Raw genomic sequence first — 23,026 nt, forward strand, 5'->3', positions numbered from 1 at the left:
ACATCCCTCACGCTACGAAGTGATACGCAGTGGTGACGATTTCGCGGTAGGTCTCCACGGTCATCTGCTTGGCATTGCTGCCGTCGGAAAAGTTCTTCTTCGACTTTTCAGCGATGGCCTGGAAGTCTTCCTCGCGTACGCCTTTCACTTCCGCAAAGCGGGGGATGCCCAAGTCCTTGCTCATCTGGAACAGGTAACCGACCGCAGCTTGTGCGGCATCGACTGGCGAGAGGTTGGAATCAATTCCCAGTGCATAGGCAACTTGGGCGTGGCGTGTGATGTCTGCATCGCGGTTGTGGCCGAACACGAACGGCAGGAAGATCGCGTTACCTACACCGTGCGGTGTGTCATACATGCCGCCGATGGCTTCGGAGATGCAATGCACACTGGCAACATCCGCGTTACCGAAGGCCATACCGGCAATGAGGCTGGCCACCAGCATCTGCTCGCGGGCATGCAGATTGTCCGGTTCCAGCACCGCAGCCCTCAGGTATTGGCTGATCAGGCGGATCGCATGCAGCGCCAAGCCGTCGCTGATCGGGTTCGACACGCGGCAGGTGTAGGCTTCGATGGCGTGGGTGAGCGCATCCATACCGGTAGCGGCGGCAATCGACGCGGGCAGCGTGTCGAGGATGTTGGAGTCGAGCAGTGCCAGTACTGGCCCGACCCGATAATCATGGACGCTCATTTTGTAATGGCGGGCGGTATCGGTTATCACTGAGAAACAGGTCACTTCGCTGCCGGTGCCCGCGGTGGTCGGAATGGCGATGATAGGGGGGATGGCACGGGTGAGCATGAACGACCCTTCGTAGTCCTCGATCCGGCCCTCATGGGTGAGCAGCACGCTGATGGCCTTGGCCGCATCCATTGCGCTGCCACCGCCGACGGCCAGCAAGCCATCGATGCCTTGCCCACGATACTGCTGCGCGATCTGGTTGATGTCTTCGCTGCGCGGATTGGCCTTGATGTCCGACACTTCCTCGAAGGCGATATCTGCGGTGTCCAAGCTGGCGTAGACGCTATCCAGCAAGCCCGCCGCCTTGACTCCAGGATCGGTTACGATGAGCACGCGAGCCAGGCCGAGTGCGCGCAAGTGCTCACCGGTGCGTTCGCGCAGACCGGGTTCCACCACGACTTTGCAGGGGAGTAAAAACTTGAATTCCATACGTACCTCTTGCTCAATTGTTGTCATTGTTGAAAGGGCAGTAGAGGAGCACTCGCGTGAGGCCGTGGATAACAGCTCAAGCGTGTGATGTGTGGCCTGGCGTATCGTGCAAGCCAGCATGTTGTTGTTTTGGGTTCTGCTGAAGCGGCTGGTAAAAGGCCTCCCTCGTGAAAAAAAGAGGGGCGGCCAAGCTGCACGCCCCTAAAAGGTTGATTGCACTACCGCATGTGACCTGTCAGCAGGGACACCAGTGTGCTGGAGAGGCAACGCGGAAGGTCGTGCCCCATGCCGGGCAGCAGCACTAGGCTGGAGCCACGGATTGCTGTCGCCGTGGCGTACCCGCCGCTAGTGGCGACCATGAGGTCTTTATCGCCATGGATGACCAAGGTCCGGCACCGTATCCGCTGCAGTTCCTGAGTCCGATCGCCTGAATTGATGATCGCGCCGATCTGCCTGGCAGTGCCGATGTTGCTGGCCTCGCCACCCCCTCGCTCCCAAGCCAGCAGGGCATAGTCATGAAAGGCGCGCTCATTCCACTCGAGGGTCGAGCCGATCAAGCGCATGATGTCCAGGTAGTCGCGAATGCTTTCCTGCTCACTGCGCGGCGGGCGGCGTAGCAGCTGCCGAATTGTCTGCCACGCCGGCTGGCCTACGCGCAGTGAACCGGTAGTCGAGAATATCGAAGTGAGCGTCCGTACTCGTTCCGGATAGCGCGCGGCGAGGGTTTGGGCGATCATGCCGCCCATCGACATCCCTACCACATGGGCCGTTTCCAGTTTCAAGCCGTTCATTAGCCCAATCACATCGTTGGCCATGTCACCCAGGTCATAGCCGGCAGTGCGCGTGCGCAGGAACTGCTGCAGGGGTGTGGGCGGCGTTACGTCGGTGAAGAACGACCTGCCCGAATCACGATTGTCAAAAATGATAACGCGCAATCCCTGCTCGACCAGGCCTGCAATGAGCTCTTGCGGCCAGTAAGTCAGTTGCAGACCAAGACCGACGATGAGCAGAACTGCCGGGGCAGCCTCATGGCCGTAGCTGCGATAGCAGAGCTTGCCTTTACCCTGCAACTCGTAGAAGTGATCGCGGCTCATCTACGGCTACCTTGCTGTTGCAGCTTGACGCTGGCGCGCAAAGGCTCGTTGGGCACTGTACTGAAGGAGAGGCACTTGTCCGCCACCTTGCCGCGGCGTAGCAACTTGACATCGCGGAAGTAGTCCATCGACATCACCCACGGCTCGCAAGGCCCTTGCCGTGGCATGCTGTCCAGTGCGCGCTGCACATAGCCGGCACCGAAGTCCAGCAACGGTCGGGTCTTGATTCCGGCTGGCGCTTTTGGCTCGCAGACGTTGTAGCCCTCATTTGCCATGAAGCCAAGCAAGCGACAGAAGTGGTCGCACAACAGGCAGACTTTCAAGGTCCAGGAAGAGTTGGTGTAACCGACCGCGAAAGCGAAATTGGGCACGCCGGAGAGCATCATGCCCTTGTAGGCGAGGGTCTCGCTGAGCACCACCGGTGTGCCATCCTTGTGCAGGGTGATGCCGCCGAAGAGCTGTACATTCAGCCCGGTCGCCGTGACGATGATGTCGGCCTCCAGCGTCTTGCCCGATTTGAGCAATACGCCGGACTCGGTGAACCGCGCGATATGATCGGTGACGATATCTGCTTTGCCAGCGCTGATGGCTTTGAACAAGTCGCCCTCGGGCACCGAGCACAGACGCTGATCCCATGGGTTGTAGGGCGGGTTGAAGTGCACGTCGACCGGGTAGTCTTTCGGCAATTCCTTGCGCGTCAGCCAGAGCAGCAGTTTTTTCGAAAGTTTAGGGAAGCGCTGGCAGAAGCCCCAGAAGGCCAGGGTGATCTTGGCGTTCTTGTAGCGCGTGAGGTTATATGCAGTCTGTTCTGGCAGGAGTTTGCGCAGAAATGCTGCCACGCTATCACTGGCGGGCTGATTGATGATGTAGGAGGGCGTGCGCTGCAGCATGGTGATGCTTGTGACTTTGTCAGCCATTGCTGGGATCAGGGTCACTGCGGTTGCGCCACTGCCGATGACGACTACGCGTTTGCCGGTGTAGTCCAGATTTTCTGGCCAGTGTTGCGGATGGATAATTTGACCCTTGAACTGCTCAGTTCCCTCGAAGCGAGGGGTGAAACCCTGGTCATAGCGATAGTAGCCACCTGCGCTAAAAAGCCAGCGGCATTCGATCGTGCGGATTTGAGCGGCCTGGCCGTCTTCGATACGCACCGTCCATAGGCCCCTGTCGCTTTGCCAGTCGGCCGAGACGACTTTCTGCTGGTACTGGATGAACGGGCCCAGCTCATACTCGTCGATGGCTTCGCGCAGGTACTCGAGAATATCCGCGGCGTCCGCCAGAGACTTGGCCTTGGTCCAAGGTTTGAAGTCGAAACCGAAGGTGTAGAGATCCGAGTCAGAGCGAATGCCAGGATATCGAAAGAGATCCCAGGTCCCACCCATGCGTTCGCGCGACTCAAGAATCGCAAAGGTCTTGTTCGGTTGGTGACGCCGCAAGTAGGCCGCCGCGCCGATGCCAGACACACCGGCTCCCATGATCAGAATGTCCAGCGGCTCAACCGGAAGAGCAGTGTGTGAGGACATATCGCCTCCTATTTTAGTGTTATAGAGACTGATCTAGTGACTTGATCATTTGACCAGAATAGGGCGACAAGTCGAGTGGAGCAAGGTGCAAAATGCACCGGCTAGCTAATGTTTTGGGATGATTTGCACCTTCTTCATGCGCCGATCAGTGATCTGGCTGGCTTCAGCGGTCTAGCCAATGAGGATGAGGGCAGGGGATATATGCCGGCGGCCGGCTCACTTGCTGAGCGCGGATTGCCGCGGCTCAGCGCGGCAATCCGAACGACATCTCAGTAAGTTGCTACCAGCAGCTTGACTGCCTGGCAGGCCGTCTCGGTCTCTGTTTCCAGGCGCGCACGGTCGCCGTGTGCGGACCATGCGAGCATCAAGCCGTCGAAGAGGTTTATCAGCAAGCGGCTAATGGTGGTCAGCGCAGCGTGGTCCAGCGTCGAGTCGGTGACCTTGGCTATGGCCTGCTGGGTCGCATCGATGGACACAGCGTAAATTTTCGACGCCATCTCAGGGTTGTTCCGCAGGTTCCAGCAAAACAATTCAAACTGCGTGGTGGCCATTTCCGGGTGGGCTGTGAACCAGTTGACCAGTTGGCGCAGCATTTCGCTTACCGATTCGGCTGCTGTGGCACCTGCCGGCACATGCTGCAGCGATTGCTGCGGCATGTTGATCAGCGATTCGTAGACGGCATAGAACAGCTCGTCCTTGGTGTGAAAGACATAGTGCAACGAAGCCAGCGGAGAATCTGCTGCCGCTGCGATACGCCGGGTCGTAGCATTAGCCACGCCGTGCTCCGCGATCACCTTCACGGTGGCCTCGATAAAGTCTTGTCTGCGCTCTTCAGCGCCAATCCGAGCCATTGAGCGTTCTCCCTTTAAGGTGTTGTCGCCGGCTCATTCGTCCAGCGCCGACGGTGTCGAATGCTATCGCAAGGGCACGCCGCGATCCATGAGTCGATGCGATCCCATCTTTTCTGGCCAAGCAGCGCTGAAAATAGTTTAGTCATACGACTTGATCAAATGACCATGTTGGGTAATCATGAATTCGCATCCGGACACCGCAGCATCGCGCAAGGGCATCTGGAGGGATGCTGTGGTCGGCACTGGTGGGTTGAGCCGAGTTCCCCAGCTTCGCTGGATAAAACAATGACAAAACCAGACAGGTACAAAGCAGATGGATACACGCAAACTCTCGACGCTCAGCAATGAAACTCCCATCGAGCAGGTGGTTGAGGTTATCCGCCGCGACGGTGGGGTCATTATTTCCGACCTGATCTCCCCAGCCACGCTGCAGTCCCTCAGCGATGAACTCGACGTTTACCTCAATGCCACACCGTGCGGCGTGGACCCGTATTTCGCGGGCACGCAAACCCGGCGTGTAGCTCGGATTATCGGGCGAAGCGACACGGCTGTAGAGGTCGCGATGAACCCGCTGTTCCTCGGAGCAGCCAGGCAGATCCTGCAAACGCCTACCCACGTCTGGGTAGGCAGTGACCGGATCGAGATGGCGCCGGATATACAACTGAGTATCACTCAGGCAATTCAGATCGGACCGGGCCAAGGACTGCAGCCCTTGCACCGTGACGATGCTACGTCGCTTTGGCGTCATCCCCAGTACGGGCGTGAGGCCCGGTTGCAAATGATGTTGGCAATCTCGGATTTCACCGAAGAGAACGGTGCCACACGAGTCATTCCCGGCAGTCATCTTTGGGATGACGAGCGCATGCCAACCCAGGAAGAAACCGTTGCGGCAGAGATGAAGGCGGGTTCTGCATTGCTGTGGATAGGCTCGGTGTATCACGGTGGAGGGGCGAACATCTCAGAGCACGCCCGCACCGGCCTTACCATGGCCTATGACTTGGCTTTCCTGCGTCTGGAAGAAAACCACTTCCTGTCTCTTCCTATCGAACGGGTTCGCCAACTGCCGGCCGAAATGCAGCGCCTGTTGGGCTGGAGTGCCAGTTCCACACTGCTTGGTTGGGTGGAAATTGACGGCCAGATGCGTGATCCGCAAGAGCTTCTGGGCATGCCCGCTTTCTCCGAGCCGGGCAAAGGGTTCTGACAATCCCAAGCCGCCATGGGGTGACCTGTGGTGATAACGGGGGCGGTATTCTGGGAGTGTATGGATGAACGCGTTGAACAACCCGGGCCAAGGTGACGCGGCACCGTTGAAATTTCGCACCCTGGGCGGCTGGTTGGAACGGCCAAGCGACCTGCAGCCAATGCTCGAAGGTCATGCACAGGCTGATGTGATCATCGTCGGTGCCGGCTTCGCTGGCCTCTCCACAGCATTGGAGCTGAGAGCGCTCGGAGCGGATGTCATCATACTGGAGCAGGAATTCGCCGGTTTCGGTGCAAGCGGCCGCAATGCCGGCTACCTGCTGGGCAGCATGGGCATCGAGTACGATATGTTCGTCAAGCGCGTGGGGGTGGAACAGGCTACCCAGTTCGTCAGGTTCTACGACGAGGCTGTGCCCTATGTGGAGGGCCGGTTGAAGGCGTTGGCAATCGACTGTGATTACAACCCTTCGGGCGTGCTGCGTGCAGGTATTCATCCCTGCCAGGAAAAGCGCTTGCGGCAGAACATGGCGCTGGGCCAGAAGCTGGGAGCGGTGTCCCGTTTCGTGGATGCGGCCGAGATGCGCACGCGGGGGATTCCACCGGCCTTTCTGTTCGGCACCGAGCAGTGCGGCGGTACCCTTAACCCCGGCAAATACGTCGGTGGTCTGCGGCGTGCGGCCATCGCAGCGGGCGTGAAACTCTATGAACGCACGCCCTTGCTTTCATTCAGCGAGGGATCGGTCATCACCTGCAAGACTGCGCACGGCAGCGCGACTGCACCAGTCATGGTCCTGGCTACCAATGCCTACACTCCTCAACTGGGGGTGTTGCGCAACAAGGTCGCGGCGATTCGGGTGTCGGCAATAGAAACGCAACCGCTTTCCCCCCAGCAGCTCGCTGACTTGGGGTGGCAGGCGCGGGAAGGGATCATCACGCCGCACTACACCATGGAAAGCCATCGCCTGACGGCGCACGGCACCCTGCTGTTGACCGTCAAGAGACTGGGCTACGCCTATGGTTCGAAGACGCCTAACGTTCCCGACCAAGGCGCCTACCGGGCATTGGCACAGGTACTCCACGAGCGTTATCCCGTCTTGCAGGGTCTTGCCGTGCAGCACTGCTGGAGTGGCTATGTCAGTGGCGCCTATGACTTCCTGCCGATGATCGGTGCAATGGGCGCGAAGCGGAATATTTTCTATACCACCGGCTGCTCAGGTCATGGGCTGGCCACACAATCGCTCGTAGGATCGCTTTTTGCCGCGCAAATCAACGGCAAGGCGCCTGATTTACTGGCCGCGCTTCAGCACAAGACGCCATCAATGCTGCCAGAGCCGTTGCAATGGTGCGCTGTTCATTCTGCCTTTGCGGCGGCAAGTTTGCTGGATGCTTGGACCGATAGGAAAGTACGCAGAGCCAGGGCCAGGAAAAGCTGAATTCAATCTATACCATTGGCAAGTGCTCGTATAAAAAAGCGGCACTGCCTGATGACAGAGGCTGTTATCGTGGAACTAATAGATGTCATTGCGTTGGTCTCGTGCCTGTTGTTGGTCGTGTGCGGACTTAGTTATGGTGCAGCACTCGTCAAGCGTAAGAATTATCTACTTGGGGTGGAGTTTTTGATTGTGGGTATTTCCGCAACGAATTTCACGACCTTCATTGCCACCGGCTGGCAGGCTAACTACAGCATTGCCATTTTTCTTGATGCGTTTTCCCGTGGAGTTGGCGTACCGATCATCGGGGTGCTCGGCTTGATGGCCGTCACTCATAATTACAAGCCATCGCCGGCCAAGGATTTCATCTTATTCTTAGCAGCATTTACTGTCGCAGCGATCTATTTTTTGTCGAACACATTCAAAGTAGTGCTGCCTTATTTTTACCTAGTGATGTGGGCGTTCTATACGGTGTACTTGCTCTATTTTACTTGGCGATTGCTACGGGTCGGCGAAAGTTTGCACGCGCTAGCCACGCTTGTCGGCGCGGCGGCAGGGCTGACGATTGCGCTGCGCTATGACTTTTTCCCGATACCGGGGGATGACACCAAGATGATCTTTATGACCTGCGCCTTCCTGACCTGGTCTTATACAATCGCGCAGTTGTTCTATGCCTATGGTGCACTTCAGCGTTCAAAAAATGTCTCTGCTTCTGCAATACCGGTTCGTTGAAGTTTTGATGTCCAAGTAAAATTCATGCCCGGCGGGCTAATAATTAAATCTTGGTAGTTGTTTACTCCATGGCGGGCCGCTGGCCTGCTTTTTTGCCGCCCTTAGGGGCGGTTTTTTTATGGGCGCGCTTCACGCGCTTAGTTGCAGGCAGACTTTATGGGCATGCTCAACTTAATTTGCGCTACCGATTAAGTGTTGCGCCCAAAAAGAGCCTCTTTGGGTAACACGTGTTTCCTTAGTTCCCAAATTGGTGCAGGCGTTTGGTGTATAAGAGCTCGCCATGCAGTTCTAAATTGCTGATTTCTTTGGTGTAAACCGCAAATCATGTGATCTGGCATATAGCTTGCCTTATGATCAGATGACATGGTCAATTGACTATGTCTAGTGACCAAGATGTGGCAGGCCACCGGTTTTCCCAGACGGGACATCGCGCGGCCAGTCCAGGCCCAACGTTTGAGGATCTCCCCAATGAAAGAAGTCACAGCACGGACGGAAGGCGAAATGTCCGCTCGCCGTATGTTCAGGCAGATGCTGGTTACCCTTGCGGCTTCGACCGCGATCTGCACGGCTCAGGCCGCATCCCAGGGGGCCGAGGCGCTGGGTACCAAGCTGACACCGCTGGGCGGTGAGATCGCCGCCAGCTCAAGCGGGGAAATTCCGGCTTGGGCTGCCCCGGGCCCGCAAGGATCGGGCTGGAGCTATGGTCAAGTGCGAGGCGAGCACTGGAAGTTCAAGGGTGATAAACCTCTGTACAGCATCGACGCGGGCAACGTGGCGCAGCATGCGAGCAAACTGTCTCCCGCTCAGTTGGAACTGTTCAAGAAGATTCCAGGCTACCGAATGGATGTCTATCCGACACGCCGTACCTGCGGCGTGCCGGAATTCGTGGCTGAGAACACCCGGCAGAACATTGGCTTTGCCAAGCTGGATGACAGTGGGTTGGCCCTCGAGGAAGCTCATCTGCCCGGTGCCCCATTCCCCATGCCGAGCAACGGCGCAGAGGTGATGTGGAACATGAAGATGCGCTATCGGGGCGTTGGCGTCGAAATCCCGAAAAGCATTTCGGGTATTTCGCCGCGCAAAGGCGGCGAGTGGCTGCGACAGTCCACCGACACCTTCTTCTTCACCCCATGGGGCAAGAAAGGCAACACGCTCTTCTCATCCGTCGGGCGCCTGGAGAACGCCACCTTCTTCAATTACCTGGAGCCTGCCGCATTGGCCGGCCAGTCGGCTGTGCAGACGGCGGTGGCCGGCGAGCAAGCCACGACCTTCTACTACTTCCCCGGCCAACGTCGCGTGCGGCGCATGCCGTCGTACTCCTACGACGCGCCGCAGATCGGCCTGGATAACCAATACACGGTCGACGAGGGCAACGTCTTCTTCGGCACCATGGACCGCTTCGACTGGAAGCTGGTCGGCAAGCAGGAACTGCTGGTGCCGTACAACGCGTTCGGTGCCTATGACACCGCCGCCAAGGTGGAAACGTTCGCCGGCAACGATTCTATCGCGCCGCAGTCGCGACGTTACGAGCTGCACCGCGTTTGGGTGGTCGAGGCCAATGTCCGTCAAGGCATGCGCCACCAGGCGCCCAAGCGCATGTTCTATATCGACGAGGACAGCTGGAACCCGTTGCTGGCGGTGGACTATGACAAGCAAGGGCAGATCTGGAAAGTCCGTGAAGGATTCTCGATTCCTGTGTACGAGACCGGCACCTGCGATGTGCAGGCACAGGTTCAGTACAACCTGGTCGATGGCCGTTACCTGTTCGATATGACCTCGATTGGCGCCGGCAAGAACGATATCCGCTGGCTCACCGAGGACGGTAGCAGCCCACGCCTGAAACGCGACTTTTTCACCTCGGATAACCTGCGAGCCATCAGCGAGCGCTAAAAAACGACGTCAGATCGAGAGCCAGCATGAAAAGAATAATTAGCAAAGCCTCAGGCCTTGTCATCGTGTGCGCAACCCCACTGGCAATGGGGTTTACCTTTGAAACCGAAACCCTCCATGGCTCGTTCGACTCCACCATCACCGCAGGCATGGGCCTGCGTACGGAGTCGCGCGGCTGCAACCTGATCAACCAGGGGCCGACCGGGCACAACGTGCCCTCCGGCTGCCTGGCGCAGAGTTCCGGCGTGGCGGATCAGGGAGACCTTAACTACGACCGCGGCGATATGTTCACCAACTACCTCAAGGGCACCCATGAGCTGTTGCTGAAGATGCCCGAGGACGTCACCTTCATGGCGCGTGGCACCTGGATCCGTGACTTTGCCGCAACCGATACCACCGGCACGCTGTCGTTCAACACCCCCGAGAGCGTCGGCAGCAACGGGCTCAGCGACGATGCCCGCGACGAGCTCGCCTTCAAGGCTCGCCTGCTGGACCTGTGGGTGAGCAAAGGCTTCGATGTGGGCGGCCAGCGGGTCCGCGCACGCTTGGGTAACCAGGTGATCAACTGGGGCGAAAGCTTGTTCGTGGCCGGTGGTATCAACAACACCAACGCTTACGACTACCAAGCCTTGGCGCGCCCCGGTGTGCAGCTCAAGGAGGCCGTGCTTCCGGCGCCGATGCTCAGTGTCGCCTCGGGCCTGGGCTCCGGAGTGAACATCGAGGCCTACTATCAGTTCCGGTGGAACAAGAGCGAATTACCACCGGTAGGCAGCTACTGGTCCAACAACAATGCGCTGGGTGAGGGCAGCGGGGACTATGGGTTCTCCGAAAAGGACGCCCGCAATAGCGGCCAGTGGGGCCTTTCGCTGCGCTGGCAGCCGGAGGACAGCGACATCAACTATGGCTTCTACGTGATGCGCTATCACGACAAGTTGCCGTCGTTACGGGTCGCCATCCTTGACCCGAACACCTTCGCAGCAGCTCCCACCTGGGAGTATCAGGAAGATCGAATGATGTATGGCATCAGTGCCAACATGCCGATCGGTGACTGGGCGGTTGGTACGGAGTTGTCATACCGGCCGAAGGATTCAGTGATGCTCAACCCAGTCATCGACCTGTGCTCCAGCAATGGTGGCAAATGCTGGAAGGACGAAAAGAAGTTGCAGTGGCACCTCACCGGCCTTTACAGCTTCACGCCTTCCAACTCCCCGACACTGCTCGACTTCACCGGGGCCAGCACGGGCACCTTGCTGTCCGAGCTGGTGGTCATCAAATACCCAGGGCTGCATGATGAGGTCAATGGCGAGCCACTCGCCGCCGGACTGAATACCTGGCAGCTGGACCCTTCGACAGCGCCCAAGTCCCGGGGTGACAAGACCTCGTCAGGCATCAACCTCGACTTCAGCCTGACCTATGACGGCACGTTGCTACCGGGCTGGCAGGTTACCCCAGGCGTGTTCTATTCGCGCTCACTGGGCGGGCGAACGCCGAACCTGAGCGCGACTTTCACCGAAGACGCGAGCAGCATGAACCTGTACCTGAACTTTGTGCGAAATCCAGCCAGCTGGCAGATTTCCCTTAACTACGCGAAGTTCATGGGCGGCGAGACTCCCTACGATCAGCTTTATCGTGACCGCGATTATGTCGGCATCGCGATATCCCGCACTTTGTGAGGCCTGCCGTGAACGGTTCTGTAAAGCTATCTGAAGCCCCGGCACGCGGCCTGTTGTCACGTGTCGAGGGTGTACTGTTCGGGCATCACAGGCTGGTGCTGGCGAGCCTGGCGGTGTTCACGCTGATCATGGGCTGGTTTGCCATGCAACTGCGCATGGATGCCGGTTTCGAAAAACAATTGCCGATAGGCCACGAATACATAAAGACATTCGAGGCCTACCGCAACGACCTGCTGGGGGCGAACCGGCTGACTATCGTGGTCAAAGCCCGAGAGGGTGATATCTGGAGCCCCTCTGGCCTGAAGCGGCTGTATGACGTCACCCAGGCCGTGACCTTCCTCCCCGGTATTTCGCGTAGCAGCGTGCGTTCGTTATGGACACCCAACGCCTTCGTCAATGAAATCACTGAAGAGGGCTTTCGTGCAGATCCACTGGTACCAGGGACGGTTACCCCCGAGCACCTGGATGATCAGATAATCGCGACGATCGCTAGCTCCACTGCCCAGGGCGGCTTCATCGGCACGCTGGTCTCCCGTGATCAGAGCAGCGCCATGATCACGGTAGAACTCAACGAGTACGACACCCAAGGTGCCCAACTGGACTATGTTGCGTTCAACCATCGTCTGGAGAAAGAGATTCGTCAGCAGTTCGAAGATGGCAATTTTGAAATCCAGATCATCGGTTTCGCCAAGCAGATCGGTGACATCGCCGATGGCGCTTCCGCGGTGCTGGAGTTCTGCTTGCTGGCGCTGCTGCTGACGGCGGGGGCAGTGTACTGGTATTGCCATTCGCTGCGTTTCACCTTGTTGGCGTTGGTCTGTTCGCTGGCTTCGTTGGTCTGGCAGTTCGGCAGCCTGCGCCTGATGGGGTACGGGCTTGACCCGCTGGCGGTGCTGGTTCCCTTTCTGGTATTCGCCATCGGGGTTTCCCATGGCGTGCAGCAAATCAACTTCATCGTCCGCGAGATCGCGATCGGCAAGAGCGCCGAAGAGGCGGCGCGTTCGAGCTTCACCGGGTTACTGGTTCCCGGGACGCTCGCGCTGGTGACTGCACTGGTGTCCTTCGTGACGCTGTTGTTGATCCCGATCCCGATGGTACGTGAGCTGGCTATCACGGCATCGCTTGGCGTGGCCTACAAGATCGTCACCAACCTGGTGATGCTGCCGTTGATAGCGTCCATGCTTCGCGTCGATGACAAATACGCTGCTGCGCAGGAAGCCTCCCGGCAGCGGCGCACCCGTTGGCTACGTGGTCTCGCTCGACTCGCCGAGCCGCGCAAGGCGCAGTGGGTGCTTGGTGCGGCCTTGGTACTGTTCCTGGTGTCGATCTGGCAAAGTCACGACCGTGTGGTCGGCACGCTGCAGGCGGGCGCTCCGGAGTTGCGAGAGGACTCGCGTTTCAATCGCGATGCAGTCTCTATCGCCAGCAATTACGACATTGGCCTCGACTGGCTCAGCGTGGTTTTCGAAGTCAACAAGTCCGCTTCTGGTGAAGACGGCCAAGTGGCCTGTGAAGATGTAGCCTTGGGTCACTATCAGGATCGCTTCGTGTGGACCATGCAGGCGGTGCCGGGCGTACTCTCTGTCGCTTCCTTCTCGACCAACATGCGTCAGTTCAACGAGGGTTACAACGAAGGGAACCCGAAGATGTCAACCGTGCCCATCGACCCGATGAACTATGCGGCGCTGGCTACCGAGGTTGCTCGCACGCCCGGGCTGATGCGGACCGATTGCAGCATGTCAGCGGTACACCTTTATCTGGCCGATCACAAAGCCACGACCATCAACAAGGTGGTGGACACCGTGAAGGCGTTCCGCAGCGAGCAGCCGATGCCAGGCATTTCGGTTCGGCTCGCTTCCGGCAACGCCGGCGTTCTGGCAGCGATCAACGAGGAGGTGGAAAAAAGCGAAACTCCGATGCTTCTCTATGTCTATGCCGCCATCGCGCTGCTGGTGTTCGTCGTGTATCGCGACCTACGAGCGGTTTTGGTGTGTTGCCTGCCGTTGACCATCGGCACATTCATTGGCTACTGGTTCATGAAAGAGCTGCAGATCGGCCTGACCATCGCTACTTTGCCGGTGATGGTGCTGGCGGTGGGTATTGGCGTCGATTACGCCTTCTACATCTACAACCGCCTGCAGCTGCACCAGGCCCTCGGGCAACCAATCACCAAGGCGGTCGAACACGCGCTGCTCGAGGTGGGTGTCGCCACCATCTTTACCGCGATTACGCTGGCTGTGGGCGTGGCAACCTGGGCGTTCTCGGAGCTCAAGTTCCAGGCCGACATGGGCAAGCTGCTCGCCTTCATGTTCATCGTCAACATGGTTATGGCCATGACCGTGCTGCCTGCCTTTTCCGTCTGGTTGGAGCGGATGTTCCCGCGTAAACGCCCTGTACGCATGATCGGCACTTTGGTGCACTGAGGAGAAAGCATGCGATTGATAGGTTCATTTACTGCGGTCATCGTCGCCGCAGCCCTGCCGTTGCTCCCGCTTCAGGCCGCGACGTTGGAAGCCGTACCGGCCACACTGTCGAGTAATGCCACGCAGGCCACCATGCTCGACGCCGCGTGGGCCGGGGCGCGTGCAGTTGCCGTTGGCGATCACGGGGTGGTGTTGTTATCAGACGATCAGGGCAAACAGTGGCGCCAAGCGCGCTCGGTACCGCTGTCCACACCGCTAACGGGGGTCTCCTTCGTAGATGCCAAGCATGGTTGGGCAGTTGGTCAGTGGGGCGCGATCCTTGCCACCGTCGATGGCGGAGAATCGTGGAAGATCCAGCGTCTGTCCACCGAAGAAGATCGGCCCCTGTTTGCTGTGCACTTCTTCAATCTCCGACAGGGTGTTGCGGTAGGCCTCTGGTCGTTGGTGCTGACGACCGAAGACGGGGGGCAGACGTGGGCCGAACAGCCGGTGCAAGCTCCCCCCGGGGCCAAGCGAGCTGACCTTAACCTGATGGGGCTTTTTGCCGACAACCGCGGCACCGTATATGCCACAGCGGAGCACGGTAAGGTGCTGCATTCTGACGATCACGGGAAAAATTGGCATTACTTGGATACCGGCTACGAAGGCACCCTGTGGTCGGGCGCGGTTTTGGCCGATGGGCGTCTGCTAGTGGGCGGCCAACGTGGCACCCTGCTGCTGGGTTCTGCCGATGACAAGCGTTTTCGCAGAGTGCCAACGCAGGGCAAGGGTTCTGTCACTTCGGTGGTGGTAGCCGGCTCTCGGGTATTGGCGGTTGGTCTGGATGGGTTGAGAGTGCAGAGCAGCAATGGAGGGGCCAGTTTCGAGGAATCGCAGTCGGTTGATGGTCTGTCATTGACGGCGGCGCTGTTCAACTCTGACGGCACGCCGGTTCTGTTTTCACGTCGCGGGGTAATGCCCTATCTTGAGTGAAGGGCTGGCCGGGAGTTATCAACCGGCCAACCCGCATTATGTACCTAGTGAGATGCGACTTCCATGAGCAGTACCCCATCCCCTTGGCCACGACCGTCGGAAGCTGTTCGTGAGCTCATGCGTAAAGGTGCCGAGCTCGCTCAGACACTGCCGCCGGAGTGGGTCGAGCGGCTCAATCAGGCGCTTTTGTCTTCGCCGGAAGATGCAAAACTGCTGGAGGACCCTGTGATCCTCGCAGCGTGCCGACGCGCAAACCGGGCGGAGTTGTTGCACTGGGCGAACGCGAATATGCAGCGTCCCGGAGAGCCGGTGCAACCCTACGTCTCGACCGACATGGTGGACACGGCCAGGGAGCTCGCCCGCAGAGGGATGTCCGAACTGCTGATGAATGTCGCAAGGTCGACGCAGAACACAGCCTGGGAACTGTGGATGAAAATGGCGTTCAGCCTGACGCAGGATCCCGTGGTGCTCGAAGAGTTCCTGAAGGTCTCGTCGCAGTCGATCTCGGAATTCATCGATAGCAACATGCGGGTGGTGACCCAGATCATCCTGGAAGAAAAGAGCGCCCAGTCCCATGACGACCCGATCGACAAACGCAGCCTGGTCAGTCGGTTGCTCGACGGCAGGGATATAGATGCGGAGCAGTTTGCCAGGCGCCTGGGCTACAGTCTTTTACCAAAGCACTGTGCCTACCTGATCTGGAGCGAAAGCCCGGAAGCGGAGATCCGCCCCCTGGAGGATGTGGCGCGCACACTAGCTCAACTCACTGGCACGGTGGCGCCCCTGATAGTGTTCGCGGGGCCTGCTACCCTCTGGGTCTGGAGCAATGCAGCAAAACCGCTGGACTTGAGCATGCTGCAGGACATAGGTCGACAGTTTCCGAAGATCCGCGTGGCAATCGGCTCCCCGGGTACAGGTGTGAACGGCTTCCGTCGCTCACATATGGAAGCATTGACCACTCAGAGACTGATGGGCCGTTTGGCGGGAGCCCCCGCCGTTGCCACAATCGATCAGGTGCGGATGGTGTCACTGATGACCCAAGACGCCCGCGCGGCCAGGCAGTTCGTCTTGAGTACTCTGGGGCGGTTGGCCACGGAGCCTACAGTGCTGCAGCACTCGTTGCATGCTTTTCTCGCCAATGGCTGCAATATCACCCAGACCGCCGAAGTATTGGGTACTCATCGCAATACACTGCTGCGCCGGTTGGAGCGTGCCCAAGGCCTGTTGCCGGTTTCTTTTGCCGACCATCGTATCCAGATTGCCGCTGCGCTTGAGCTGTTGCTCTGGAATACGCTTATGCCAAACGAATGTGATGGCTCCGTCCACCGGTAACACTACGCCATTGACGAAGGAACACGCGTCGCTAGCAAGCATGATCACCGGTCCAATCAGTTAGTAGAGTTGGCCCAAACGTCGTGTATGGCATTGAGCGGAGGGCTGCCTGCGTTGGTAATGTGCGTGCTGTTGATGGTGCAGTTACGTAGTTTTGCGAATGTTCCTGGCGCTGGTAATGGCGCCGTTCGGCTTGATGGTATGGTCATGGCGATTGTGCCGACTGGGACACCTATCCAACCGCATCACCTCAGAGTTTCAAGGGGCCTATGGCCTATGCGTTCATCGGCGAGCTTGCCATTGCAACGTTCATAACGTTGACCCTCCTACCAGTGCCTTATTGCTTTTGCTGCCGCGGGAGGATCGTCATGTTCGACGTCGACACGCTGGAAATCTAGAGGTGTTGCACAAGATGTAATAGGGTAGGCGATTGCGTGGTAAATCGGCCATGTTCGTGGTGTCGCATCCAGACTGAAAGATGCCGACGCTGGCAATATCGATCACAAAGTTTCAGCCTTGGTAATAGTGTATTAGGTGCTTTTGCCAGTTTCCCGGTGCTTTATCGGGACATACCACAACACATTTTTTGCAGTTTCCAGAACGACACTGTCAAACCATTTCTCCATGAGTGTGCCATTCTCGAACCATTGACATAAAGCAAAGGTCGTTGTCGGAAAGCCGGAAATTGAACGTAGCTGTCTGATGTTTATGATAGTCATCAGAGGACCACCGCTTTTCATGGTGACGACGTCATCTCTAAACAAGTTTTTCATCCAGTACCTCTGTTGTGCTTGCAATTATCTGTGGGCGGCTTGCTACGCCTTGGAGAACGCAGGGGCTCAGGTCGCGACGCCTGCCGCCAAGACGTTTTAACGAGGCACGGCTGAGATCAGACGCCGCATGGCCTTTTATGAGCCTAATGAGACATATTTGACTCATTAACGCCTCGAAGGTATCATTCGGGTCGTTTTCAATCAAGGCTGTGGTGAGTGATGGGCAAGATACATGCGATAGGGATGAGTGGGCTGCTAGCCGCTGCGGTGGCGTTGGCCGGTTGCGGGGCGGGCGAGGAGCCACAGGCCGCCTCTACAGCGGTTATGCCCGTGGAGACCGTGACGGTGACGACCGAACAGTTGGCGCTGGCCTCGACGTTGCCTGGCCGGGTCGAGCCGATGCGGGTAGCCGAAGTGCGTGCCCGAGTGGCCGGTATCGTCTTGCACAAACGCTTTGAAGAAGGTGCCGATGTAAAGGCCGGCGACGTGCTGTTCCAGATCGACCCTGAGCCATTCAAGGTGGCCCTGGCTCGCGCCGAAGGCGACCTGGCGCGTGCTCAGGCGGTACATCAAGAGGCTCAGGCGCGGGTCAAGCGCTACAAGCCCCTGGTCAAGATCGAAGCTGTCAGCCAGCAAGATTTCGATAGCGCCACTGCCGAGCTGCGCAGTGCCCAGGCCGCTGTGCGTACAGCACAGGCCGACGTGCAGTCCGCACGCCTGAACCTTGGCTATGCCACAGTAACCGCGCCCATTTCCGGCCGCATCGGTCGTGCCCTGACCACCGAAGGTGCGCTGGTCGGGCAGGGCGACGCCACGTTGATGGCGCGTATCCAGCAGCTTGATCCGATCTATGTCGACTTCACCCAGTCTGCCGCCGATGCCCTGCGTTTGCGTCAGGCGCTCAAGCAAGGTGCCCTGACAGGTGGCGAAGACAAGGCTCTGAGCGCCCAGGTGGAAGGCACCGACTATCAGCGCCAGGGCGCGCTGATGTTCACCGATGTGGCGGTCGACCGTGGCACCGGTCAGGTCACCTTGCGCGGGCGCTTCGACAACCGCGACGGCATCCTCCTGCCTGGCATGTATGTGCGTGTGCGCACCCCGCAGGGCACCGACCAGCAGGCCATCCTCGTGCCGCAACGGGCAGTGCAGCGTGGCAGCGACGGCATGGCACGGGTGATGGTCGTGGGGACCGACAACCTGGCCGAGGTACGCAGCGTGCGTACTGGCGTGATGCAAGGCTCGCGCTGGCAGATCAGCGAAGGCCTGCGTGCCGGTGACCAGGTCATTGTCGGCAGCCCGGCCGGATTGGCCCCTGGCATGCCCGTGGCGCCGGCTCAGGCGCAACAGGCCGCGGCGCACTAAGGCGAGGTTAGCGAGATGTCCAAGTTCTTCATCAATCGGCCGAATTTTGCCTGGGTCGTGGCGTTGTTCATTTCCCTGGCCGGCTTGCTGGTGATCCCGGCGTTGCCGGTGGCCCAGTATCCCAGCGTGGCGCCGCCACAAATTTCCATCACCGCCACCTACCCGGGTGCTTCGGCCAAGGTGCTGGTGGAGTCGGTGACCAGCATCATCGAGGAGTCGCTCAACGGCGCCAAGGGCCTGCTGTACTACGAGTCCACCAACAACTCCAACGGTGTCGCCGAGGTGATGGTGACTTTTGAACCCGGTACGCAGCCGGACATGGCCCAGGTCGATGTGCAGAACCGCTTGAAGAAGGCCGAGGCGCGTATGCCCCAGGCTGTGCTGACCCAGGGGCTGAAGGTGGAGCAGGCCAGTTCGGGCTTCCTGCTGATGTATGCCCTGACCAGTGCGACAGGTGGGCGCGGCAACGTAACGGCGTTGGCAGACTATGCGGCGCGTAACATCAATAACGAACTGCTGCGCGTACCCGGCGTGGGCAAGCTGCAGTTCTTCGCCTCCGAAGCGGCCATGCGCGTCTGGGTCGACCCGCAGAAACTAGTGGGCTACGACCTTTCCATCGACGACATCAGCAACGCCATCCGTGGTCAGAACGTCCAGGTACCGGCTGGCAGCTTCGGCAGCACGCCGGGCGCCAGCGAGCAGGAACTGACCGCGACCTTGGCCGTGCAAGGCACCCTGGAAACCCCCGAAGCGTTCGCCGGTATCGTCCTGCGTGCCAACCCGGACGGTTCCAGCGTGCGCCTGGGTGATGTCGCGCGCATGGCCATCGGCAGCGAGAACTACAACCTGTCTGCGCGCCTGGATGGTAAACCCGCCGTGGTAGCTGCAGTGCAACTGGCCCCTGGGGCCAACGCCATCCAGACCGCGACACTGGTCAAGGAACGCCTGGCGGAACTTGCGGAGTTCTTCCCTGAGGGCGTCGAGTATTCGGTGCCCTACGACACCTCGCGCTTCGTCGACGTGGCCATCGAGAAGGTGATCCACACCCTGATCGAAGCCATGGTGCTGGTGTTCCTGGTGATGTTCCTGTTCCTGCAGAACGTGCGCTATACCCTGATCCCGTCGATCGTGGTACCGGTGTGCCTGCTCGGCACGCTGATGATCATGAAGCTGCTCGGGTTCTCGGTGAACATGATGACCATGTTCGGCATGGTGCTGGCTATCGGCATCCTGGTGGACGATGCCATCGTGGTTGTGGAGAACGTCGAGCGTCTGATGGCCGAGGAAGGGTTGTCGCCGGTAGACGCAACCATCAAGGCGATGGGGCAGGTGTCCGGGGCGATCATCGGTATCACCATGGTACTGGCGGCGGTGTTCCTGCCGCTGGCATTCATGTCCGGGTCGGTGGGGGTGATCTATCAGCAGTTCTCGGTGTCGCTGGCGGTGTCGATCCTGTTCTCTGGCTTCCTGGCCCTGACCTTCACCCCGGCGTTGTGCGCCACACTGCTCAAACCGGTCGCACATGGGCATCATGAAAAGGGCGGTTTCTTTGGGGCGTTCAACCGCACATTCGCCCGCATGACCGAACGCTACTCGGTAATGAACAGTGGCCTGGTGGCCAGTGCCGGGCGTTGGATGCTGGCCTATGTCGGCATCCTTGTGGTCCTCGGTTACTCCTATGTGCGAGTACCGGAGGCGTTTGTCCCCGCCGAAGACCTGGGCTATGGCATCGTCGACGTGCAGTTGCCGCCGGGTGCCAGCCGGGTGCGTACTGATCACACTGCACAGGCACTGGAAGGTTTCCTGATGTCCCGGGAAGCTGTCGCCAACACCATTGTCGTGACTGGTTTCAGCTTCTCGGGCCAGGGTGAGAATGCCGCGTTGGCATTCCCGACCTACAAGGACTGGTCGTTGCGTGGTAAAGAGCAATCCGCAGCAGCTGAAACTGCCGTGGTCAATGAGCAGTTCGCCGCCAACGGCGACGGGGCCATTACCGCGGTCATGCCGCCGCCGATCGACGGCCTGGGCAACTCCGGTGGTTTCGCCCTGCGCCTGATGGACCGTGGCGGCCTGGGGCGCGAGGCATTGCTGGCCGCCCGCGACCAACTGCTGGCCCGCGCCAATGAAAACCCGGTGATTCTCTACGCGATGATGGAAGGCCTGGCCGAGGCACCGCAGTTGCGCGTGCACATCGACCGCGAGAAGGCCCGCGCCCTGGGCGTGAACTTCGAGTCGATCAACAACACCCTGGCCACCGCCTTCGGTTCTGCGGTGATCAACGACTTCAGCAACGCCGGGCGCCAGCAGCGCGTGGTGGTGCAGGCCGAGCAGGGCGAGCGCATGACCCCGGAAAGCGTGCTGCGCCTGTATGTGCCGAACGCCCAGGGCGAGCAGGTGCCGTTCAGTGCCTTCGTCACTACCCAGTGGGAAGAAGGGCCTGTGCAACTGGTGCGCTACAACGGCTACCCATCGATCCGCATCGCTGGCGACGCCTCGCCAGGCCACAGTACCGGCCAGGCCATGGCCGAGATGGAGCGCCTGGTCGGTGAGCTGCCGCCGGGGATCGGCTACGCCTGGACCGGCCTGTCGTACCAGGAGAAGGTGTCCAGCGGCCAGGCCGCCGGCCTGTTTGCCCTCGCCATCCTGGTGGTGTTCCTGCTGCTGGTAGCGCTGTACGAGAGTTGGGCGATCCCGCTGACGGTGATGCTGATCGTGCCGATCGGTGCGCTGGGCGCGGTGTGGGCGGTACTGCTCACCGGCCTGCCCAACGATGTGTACTTCAAGGTCGGCCTGATCACCATCATCGGCCTGGCGGCGAAGAACGCGATTCTGATCGTCGAGTTCGCCAAGGAACTGTGGGAGAAAGGCTACAGCTTGAGTGACGCTGCCATCGAGGCTGCGCGCCTGCGCTTCCGCCCGATCGTGATGACCTCCATGGCCTTCATCCTCGGCGTGGTGCCGCTGGCCATCGCCACTGGCGCTGGCGCGGCCAGCCAGCGCGCCATTGGTACAGGAGTGATCGGCGGCATGCTCAGCGCAACCTTGCTGGGCGTGGTCTTCGTGCCGATCTGTTTCGTCTGGGTGCTGAAGCTGCTCAAGCGCAAGCCGGCCCCAATGCAACACGCTGTCGAGGTGGTGAAGTGATGGTCATGGGTAAACTTGCAATGCCGTTGGCGCTGGCCTGTGCCCTGGTCGGCTGTTCGCTGGCGCCGACCTACCAGCGCCCCGAGGCACCGGTGCCGACGCAGTGGGGCAATGCCACCGGGCAGCAGGGCCAGGCGGTGGCGCAGCTCGACTGGCAGGCGTTCATTGTTGACCCTACGCTGCGCCAGCTGGTCGGCAGCGCACTGGGCAACAACCGTTCCCTGCGCCAGGCCTTGCTCGATATCGAGCAGGCCCGTGCGCTGTATGGCATCCGTCGTGCCGACCGCATGCCGGGGTTGAACGCTCGCGCTTCGGGCAATCGCCAGCATTTACCGTCGGACCTTTCCAGCGATGGCCGTGAAGGCGTCAACAGCACTTATCAGGTAGGGCTGTCGCTGCCGGAGTACGAAATCGACTTGTTCGGCCGCGTGAAAAGCCTGAGCGACGCAGCGCTTGAGCAGTATCTGGCAACCGAGGAAGTCAGCCGGGCTGCACATATTGCCCTGATCGCCGAGGTCAGCCAGGCCTACCTGACCCTCGATGGCGCCGAGCGACGCCTGGCGCTGACCCGCCAGACCCTTGGCAGCCGCGAAGACTCCCTGGCCCTGGTCGGCCAGCGCCGCACCGTAGGCACCACGACGGCGCTGGATCATCAGGAGGCATTGGGGCTGGTCGAGCAGTCGCGGGCAGAGCTGGAGTCCATCCTGCGTGAACAGCAGCAGGCTTACAACGCTCTGGTGCTGCTGCTCGGTAGCGCCAGCGCGGCCAAGGTGATCCCTGCCCAACGGCCCGAGGCGCCGATGGTGCTGCAGGACATCGCCCCGGGTGCACCGTCGGCACTGATCGAGCGGCGCCCGGACATTCTTGCCGCCGAGCACCGGCTGCGGGCGCGTAACGCCGATATCGGCGCGGCACGGGCGGCGTTCTTTCCGCGGATCAGCCTGACCGGCAGCTTCGGTACCTCCAGCGCGCAGATGTCCGGGTTGTTCGAGGGTGGCTCGCGCAGTTGGGGCTTCATGCCGCAACTGTCGTTGCCGCTGTTCGACGCCGGGCGCAACAAGGCTGCCCTGAGCCTGGCCGAGGCGCGCAAGGACTCGGCGGTTGCAGCCTACGAAGGCACGATCCAGACCGCCTTCCGGGAAGTGGCCGATGCACTTGCCGCCAGCGATACCTTGCGGCGTGAGGAGATCGCACGCAAAGCGTTGGCCGACACCAGCCGGGCGAGCCTGGCACTGGCGAAGGCTCGCTACGAGGGTGGTGTGGACAGCCATCTGCGGTATCTGGATGCGCAGCGCAACAGCTACCTGAACGAAGCGGCTGCTATCGATGCGAGTATCGAGCGGCAAAAATCTCTCATCGACCTGTTCCGCGCCCTTGGTGGTGGCTGGCCTGCGCGGGGATAGCTCATCGATCCTTTGGTTGGTCTGGCCAACCGCTTTTGCCCCTGAGTGATCAGGGGCTT

General features: G+C 59.8%; 16 protein-coding genes. 11 read left to right on the forward strand and 5 right to left on the reverse strand.

The genetic code is table 11. The features are described from left to right. Positions 1-7: 7 nt before the first annotated feature. From ACIQYU_RS11350 to ACIQYU_RS11365, 4 genes are all read right to left on the reverse strand, one after another. Positions 8-1,165, reverse strand: coding sequence for an iron-containing alcohol dehydrogenase (locus ACIQYU_RS11350; RefSeq protein ID WP_402799775.1), 1,158 nt, complete (start codon positions 1,163-1,165; stop codon positions 8-10). Between the two features lie 218 nt (positions 1,166-1,383). Continuing rightward, positions 1,384-2,259, reverse strand: coding sequence for an alpha/beta hydrolase (locus ACIQYU_RS11355; RefSeq protein ID WP_402799778.1), 876 nt, complete (start codon positions 2,257-2,259; stop codon positions 1,384-1,386). After that, positions 2,256-3,782: a flavin-containing monooxygenase gene (locus ACIQYU_RS11360; RefSeq protein ID WP_402799781.1), complete on the reverse strand. Its 1,527-nt coding sequence runs from the start codon at positions 3,780-3,782 to the stop codon at positions 2,256-2,258. The genes ACIQYU_RS11355 and ACIQYU_RS11360 overlap by 4 nt, the downstream gene beginning before the upstream one ends. Positions 3,783-4,051: 269 nt before the next feature. Next, the gene (locus ACIQYU_RS11365) at positions 4,052-4,633 is read right to left on the reverse strand and encodes a TetR/AcrR family transcriptional regulator (protein WP_085588654.1); all 582 of its coding nucleotides are present in this window, start codon (positions 4,631-4,633) and stop codon (positions 4,052-4,054) included. Positions 4,634-4,946: 313 nt separating this feature from the next. Between ACIQYU_RS11365 and ACIQYU_RS11370 the strand changes: the two genes are divergently transcribed. From ACIQYU_RS11370 to ACIQYU_RS11405, 8 genes are all read left to right on the forward strand, one after another. Beyond that, positions 4,947-5,834, forward strand: a complete 888-nt coding sequence (locus ACIQYU_RS11370) for a phytanoyl-CoA dioxygenase family protein (protein WP_402799786.1) — start codon at positions 4,947-4,949, stop codon at positions 5,832-5,834. Positions 5,835-5,898: 64 nt separating this feature from the next. Then, positions 5,899-7,266 carry an NAD(P)/FAD-dependent oxidoreductase gene (locus ACIQYU_RS11375; RefSeq protein ID WP_402799789.1) on the forward strand — a complete coding sequence of 456 codons (1,368 nt, stop codon included), beginning with the start codon at positions 5,899-5,901 and terminating at the stop codon, positions 7,264-7,266. A 51-nt stretch (positions 7,267-7,317) separates the two neighbouring features. Then, positions 7,318-7,995 carry a hypothetical protein gene (locus ACIQYU_RS11380; protein ID WP_402799792.1) on the forward strand — a complete coding sequence of 226 codons (678 nt, stop codon included), beginning with the start codon at positions 7,318-7,320 and terminating at the stop codon, positions 7,993-7,995. A gap of 468 nt (positions 7,996-8,463) precedes the next feature. After that, positions 8,464-9,885: a DUF1329 domain-containing protein gene (locus tag ACIQYU_RS11385; RefSeq protein ID WP_402799795.1), complete on the forward strand. Its 1,422-nt coding sequence runs from the start codon at positions 8,464-8,466 to the stop codon at positions 9,883-9,885. Between the two features lie 26 nt (positions 9,886-9,911). Next, on the forward strand, positions 9,912-11,558 hold the full coding sequence (locus tag ACIQYU_RS11390) for a DUF1302 domain-containing protein (RefSeq protein WP_402799797.1): 1,647 nt from the start codon (positions 9,912-9,914) through the stop codon (positions 11,556-11,558). Positions 11,559-11,566: 8 nt separating this feature from the next. Continuing rightward, positions 11,567-13,981: an RND family transporter gene (locus ACIQYU_RS11395; protein WP_402799800.1), complete on the forward strand. Its 2,415-nt coding sequence runs from the start codon at positions 11,567-11,569 to the stop codon at positions 13,979-13,981. Positions 13,982-13,990: 9 nt separating this feature from the next. Beyond that, complete coding sequence (locus ACIQYU_RS11400) at positions 13,991-14,953, forward strand: WD40/YVTN/BNR-like repeat-containing protein (protein WP_402799803.1); 963 nt, start codon at positions 13,991-13,993, stop codon at positions 14,951-14,953. A gap of 117 nt (positions 14,954-15,070) precedes the next feature. Further along, positions 15,071-16,285 carry a PucR family transcriptional regulator gene (locus tag ACIQYU_RS11405; RefSeq protein WP_402799806.1) on the forward strand — a complete coding sequence of 405 codons (1,215 nt, stop codon included), beginning with the start codon at positions 15,071-15,073 and terminating at the stop codon, positions 16,283-16,285. Positions 16,286-16,815: 530 nt separating this feature from the next. On the opposite strand, the gene ACIQYU_RS11410 is transcribed toward ACIQYU_RS11405, so the two are convergent. Then, positions 16,816-17,058, reverse strand: coding sequence for a DUF2158 domain-containing protein (locus tag ACIQYU_RS11410; protein ID WP_402799809.1), 243 nt, complete (start codon positions 17,056-17,058; stop codon positions 16,816-16,818). Positions 17,059-17,277: 219 nt separating this feature from the next. Here ACIQYU_RS11410 and ACIQYU_RS11415 point away from each other — a divergent pair, with 219 nt between their 5' ends. Genes ACIQYU_RS11415 through ACIQYU_RS11425 form a run of 3 tightly spaced genes read left to right on the forward strand, consistent with a single transcriptional unit; the run spans position 17,278 to position 22,967 of the window. Further along, entirely contained in the window at positions 17,278-18,420 is a 1,143-nt protein-coding gene (locus ACIQYU_RS11415) for a MexC family multidrug efflux RND transporter periplasmic adaptor subunit (protein ID WP_402799811.1), read from the forward strand. Between the two features lie 15 nt (positions 18,421-18,435). Beyond that, positions 18,436-21,564 (forward strand): multidrug efflux RND transporter permease subunit, encoded by a 3,129-nt coding sequence (locus tag ACIQYU_RS11420; RefSeq protein WP_402799814.1) that lies wholly within the window; start codon positions 18,436-18,438, stop codon positions 21,562-21,564. After that, on the forward strand, positions 21,564-22,967 hold the full coding sequence (locus ACIQYU_RS11425; protein WP_402799817.1) for an efflux transporter outer membrane subunit: 1,404 nt from the start codon (positions 21,564-21,566) through the stop codon (positions 22,965-22,967). Before ACIQYU_RS11420 ends, ACIQYU_RS11425 begins: the two co-directional genes overlap by 1 nt. Positions 22,968-23,026 lie beyond the last annotated feature (59 nt).

Source organism: Pseudomonas sp. NPDC096925 (assembly GCF_044762545.1).
Lineage (GTDB): Bacteria > Pseudomonadota > Gammaproteobacteria > Pseudomonadales > Pseudomonadaceae > Aquipseudomonas.

What these genes read in the sequence shown, in the direction of transcription:
- ACIQYU_RS11350 (WP_402799775.1), bottom strand. Translation starts at nt 1,165, where the DNA reads ATGGAATTCAAGTTTTTACTCCCCTGCAAAGTCGTGGTGGAACCCGGT.
- ACIQYU_RS11355 (WP_402799778.1), bottom strand. Translation starts at nt 2,259, where the DNA reads ATGAGCCGCGATCACTTCTACGAGTTGCAGGGTAAAGGCAAGCTCTGC.
- ACIQYU_RS11360 (WP_402799781.1), bottom strand. Translation starts at nt 3,782, where the DNA reads ATGTCCTCACACACTGCTCTTCCGGTTGAGCCGCTGGACATTCTGATC.
- ACIQYU_RS11365 (WP_085588654.1), bottom strand. Translation starts at nt 4,633, where the DNA reads ATGGCTCGGATTGGCGCTGAAGAGCGCAGACAAGACTTTATCGAGGCC.
- ACIQYU_RS11370 (WP_402799786.1), top strand. Translation starts at nt 4,947, where the DNA reads ATGGATACACGCAAACTCTCGACGCTCAGCAATGAAACTCCCATCGAG.
- ACIQYU_RS11375 (WP_402799789.1), top strand. Translation starts at nt 5,899, where the DNA reads ATGAACGCGTTGAACAACCCGGGCCAAGGTGACGCGGCACCGTTGAAA.
- ACIQYU_RS11380 (WP_402799792.1), top strand. Translation starts at nt 7,318, where the DNA reads ATGACAGAGGCTGTTATCGTGGAACTAATAGATGTCATTGCGTTGGTC.
- ACIQYU_RS11385 (WP_402799795.1), top strand. Translation starts at nt 8,464, where the DNA reads ATGAAAGAAGTCACAGCACGGACGGAAGGCGAAATGTCCGCTCGCCGT.
- ACIQYU_RS11390 (WP_402799797.1), top strand. Translation starts at nt 9,912, where the DNA reads ATGAAAAGAATAATTAGCAAAGCCTCAGGCCTTGTCATCGTGTGCGCA.
- ACIQYU_RS11400 (WP_402799803.1), top strand. Translation starts at nt 13,991, where the DNA reads ATGCGATTGATAGGTTCATTTACTGCGGTCATCGTCGCCGCAGCCCTG.
- ACIQYU_RS11405 (WP_402799806.1), top strand. Translation starts at nt 15,071, where the DNA reads ATGCGTAAAGGTGCCGAGCTCGCTCAGACACTGCCGCCGGAGTGGGTC.
- ACIQYU_RS11410 (WP_402799809.1), bottom strand. Translation starts at nt 17,058, where the DNA reads ATGAAAAACTTGTTTAGAGATGACGTCGTCACCATGAAAAGCGGTGGT.
- ACIQYU_RS11415 (WP_402799811.1), top strand. Translation starts at nt 17,278, where the DNA reads ATGGGCAAGATACATGCGATAGGGATGAGTGGGCTGCTAGCCGCTGCG.
- ACIQYU_RS11420 (WP_402799814.1), top strand. Translation starts at nt 18,436, where the DNA reads ATGTCCAAGTTCTTCATCAATCGGCCGAATTTTGCCTGGGTCGTGGCG.
- ACIQYU_RS11425 (WP_402799817.1), top strand. Translation starts at nt 21,564, where the DNA reads ATGGTCATGGGTAAACTTGCAATGCCGTTGGCGCTGGCCTGTGCCCTG.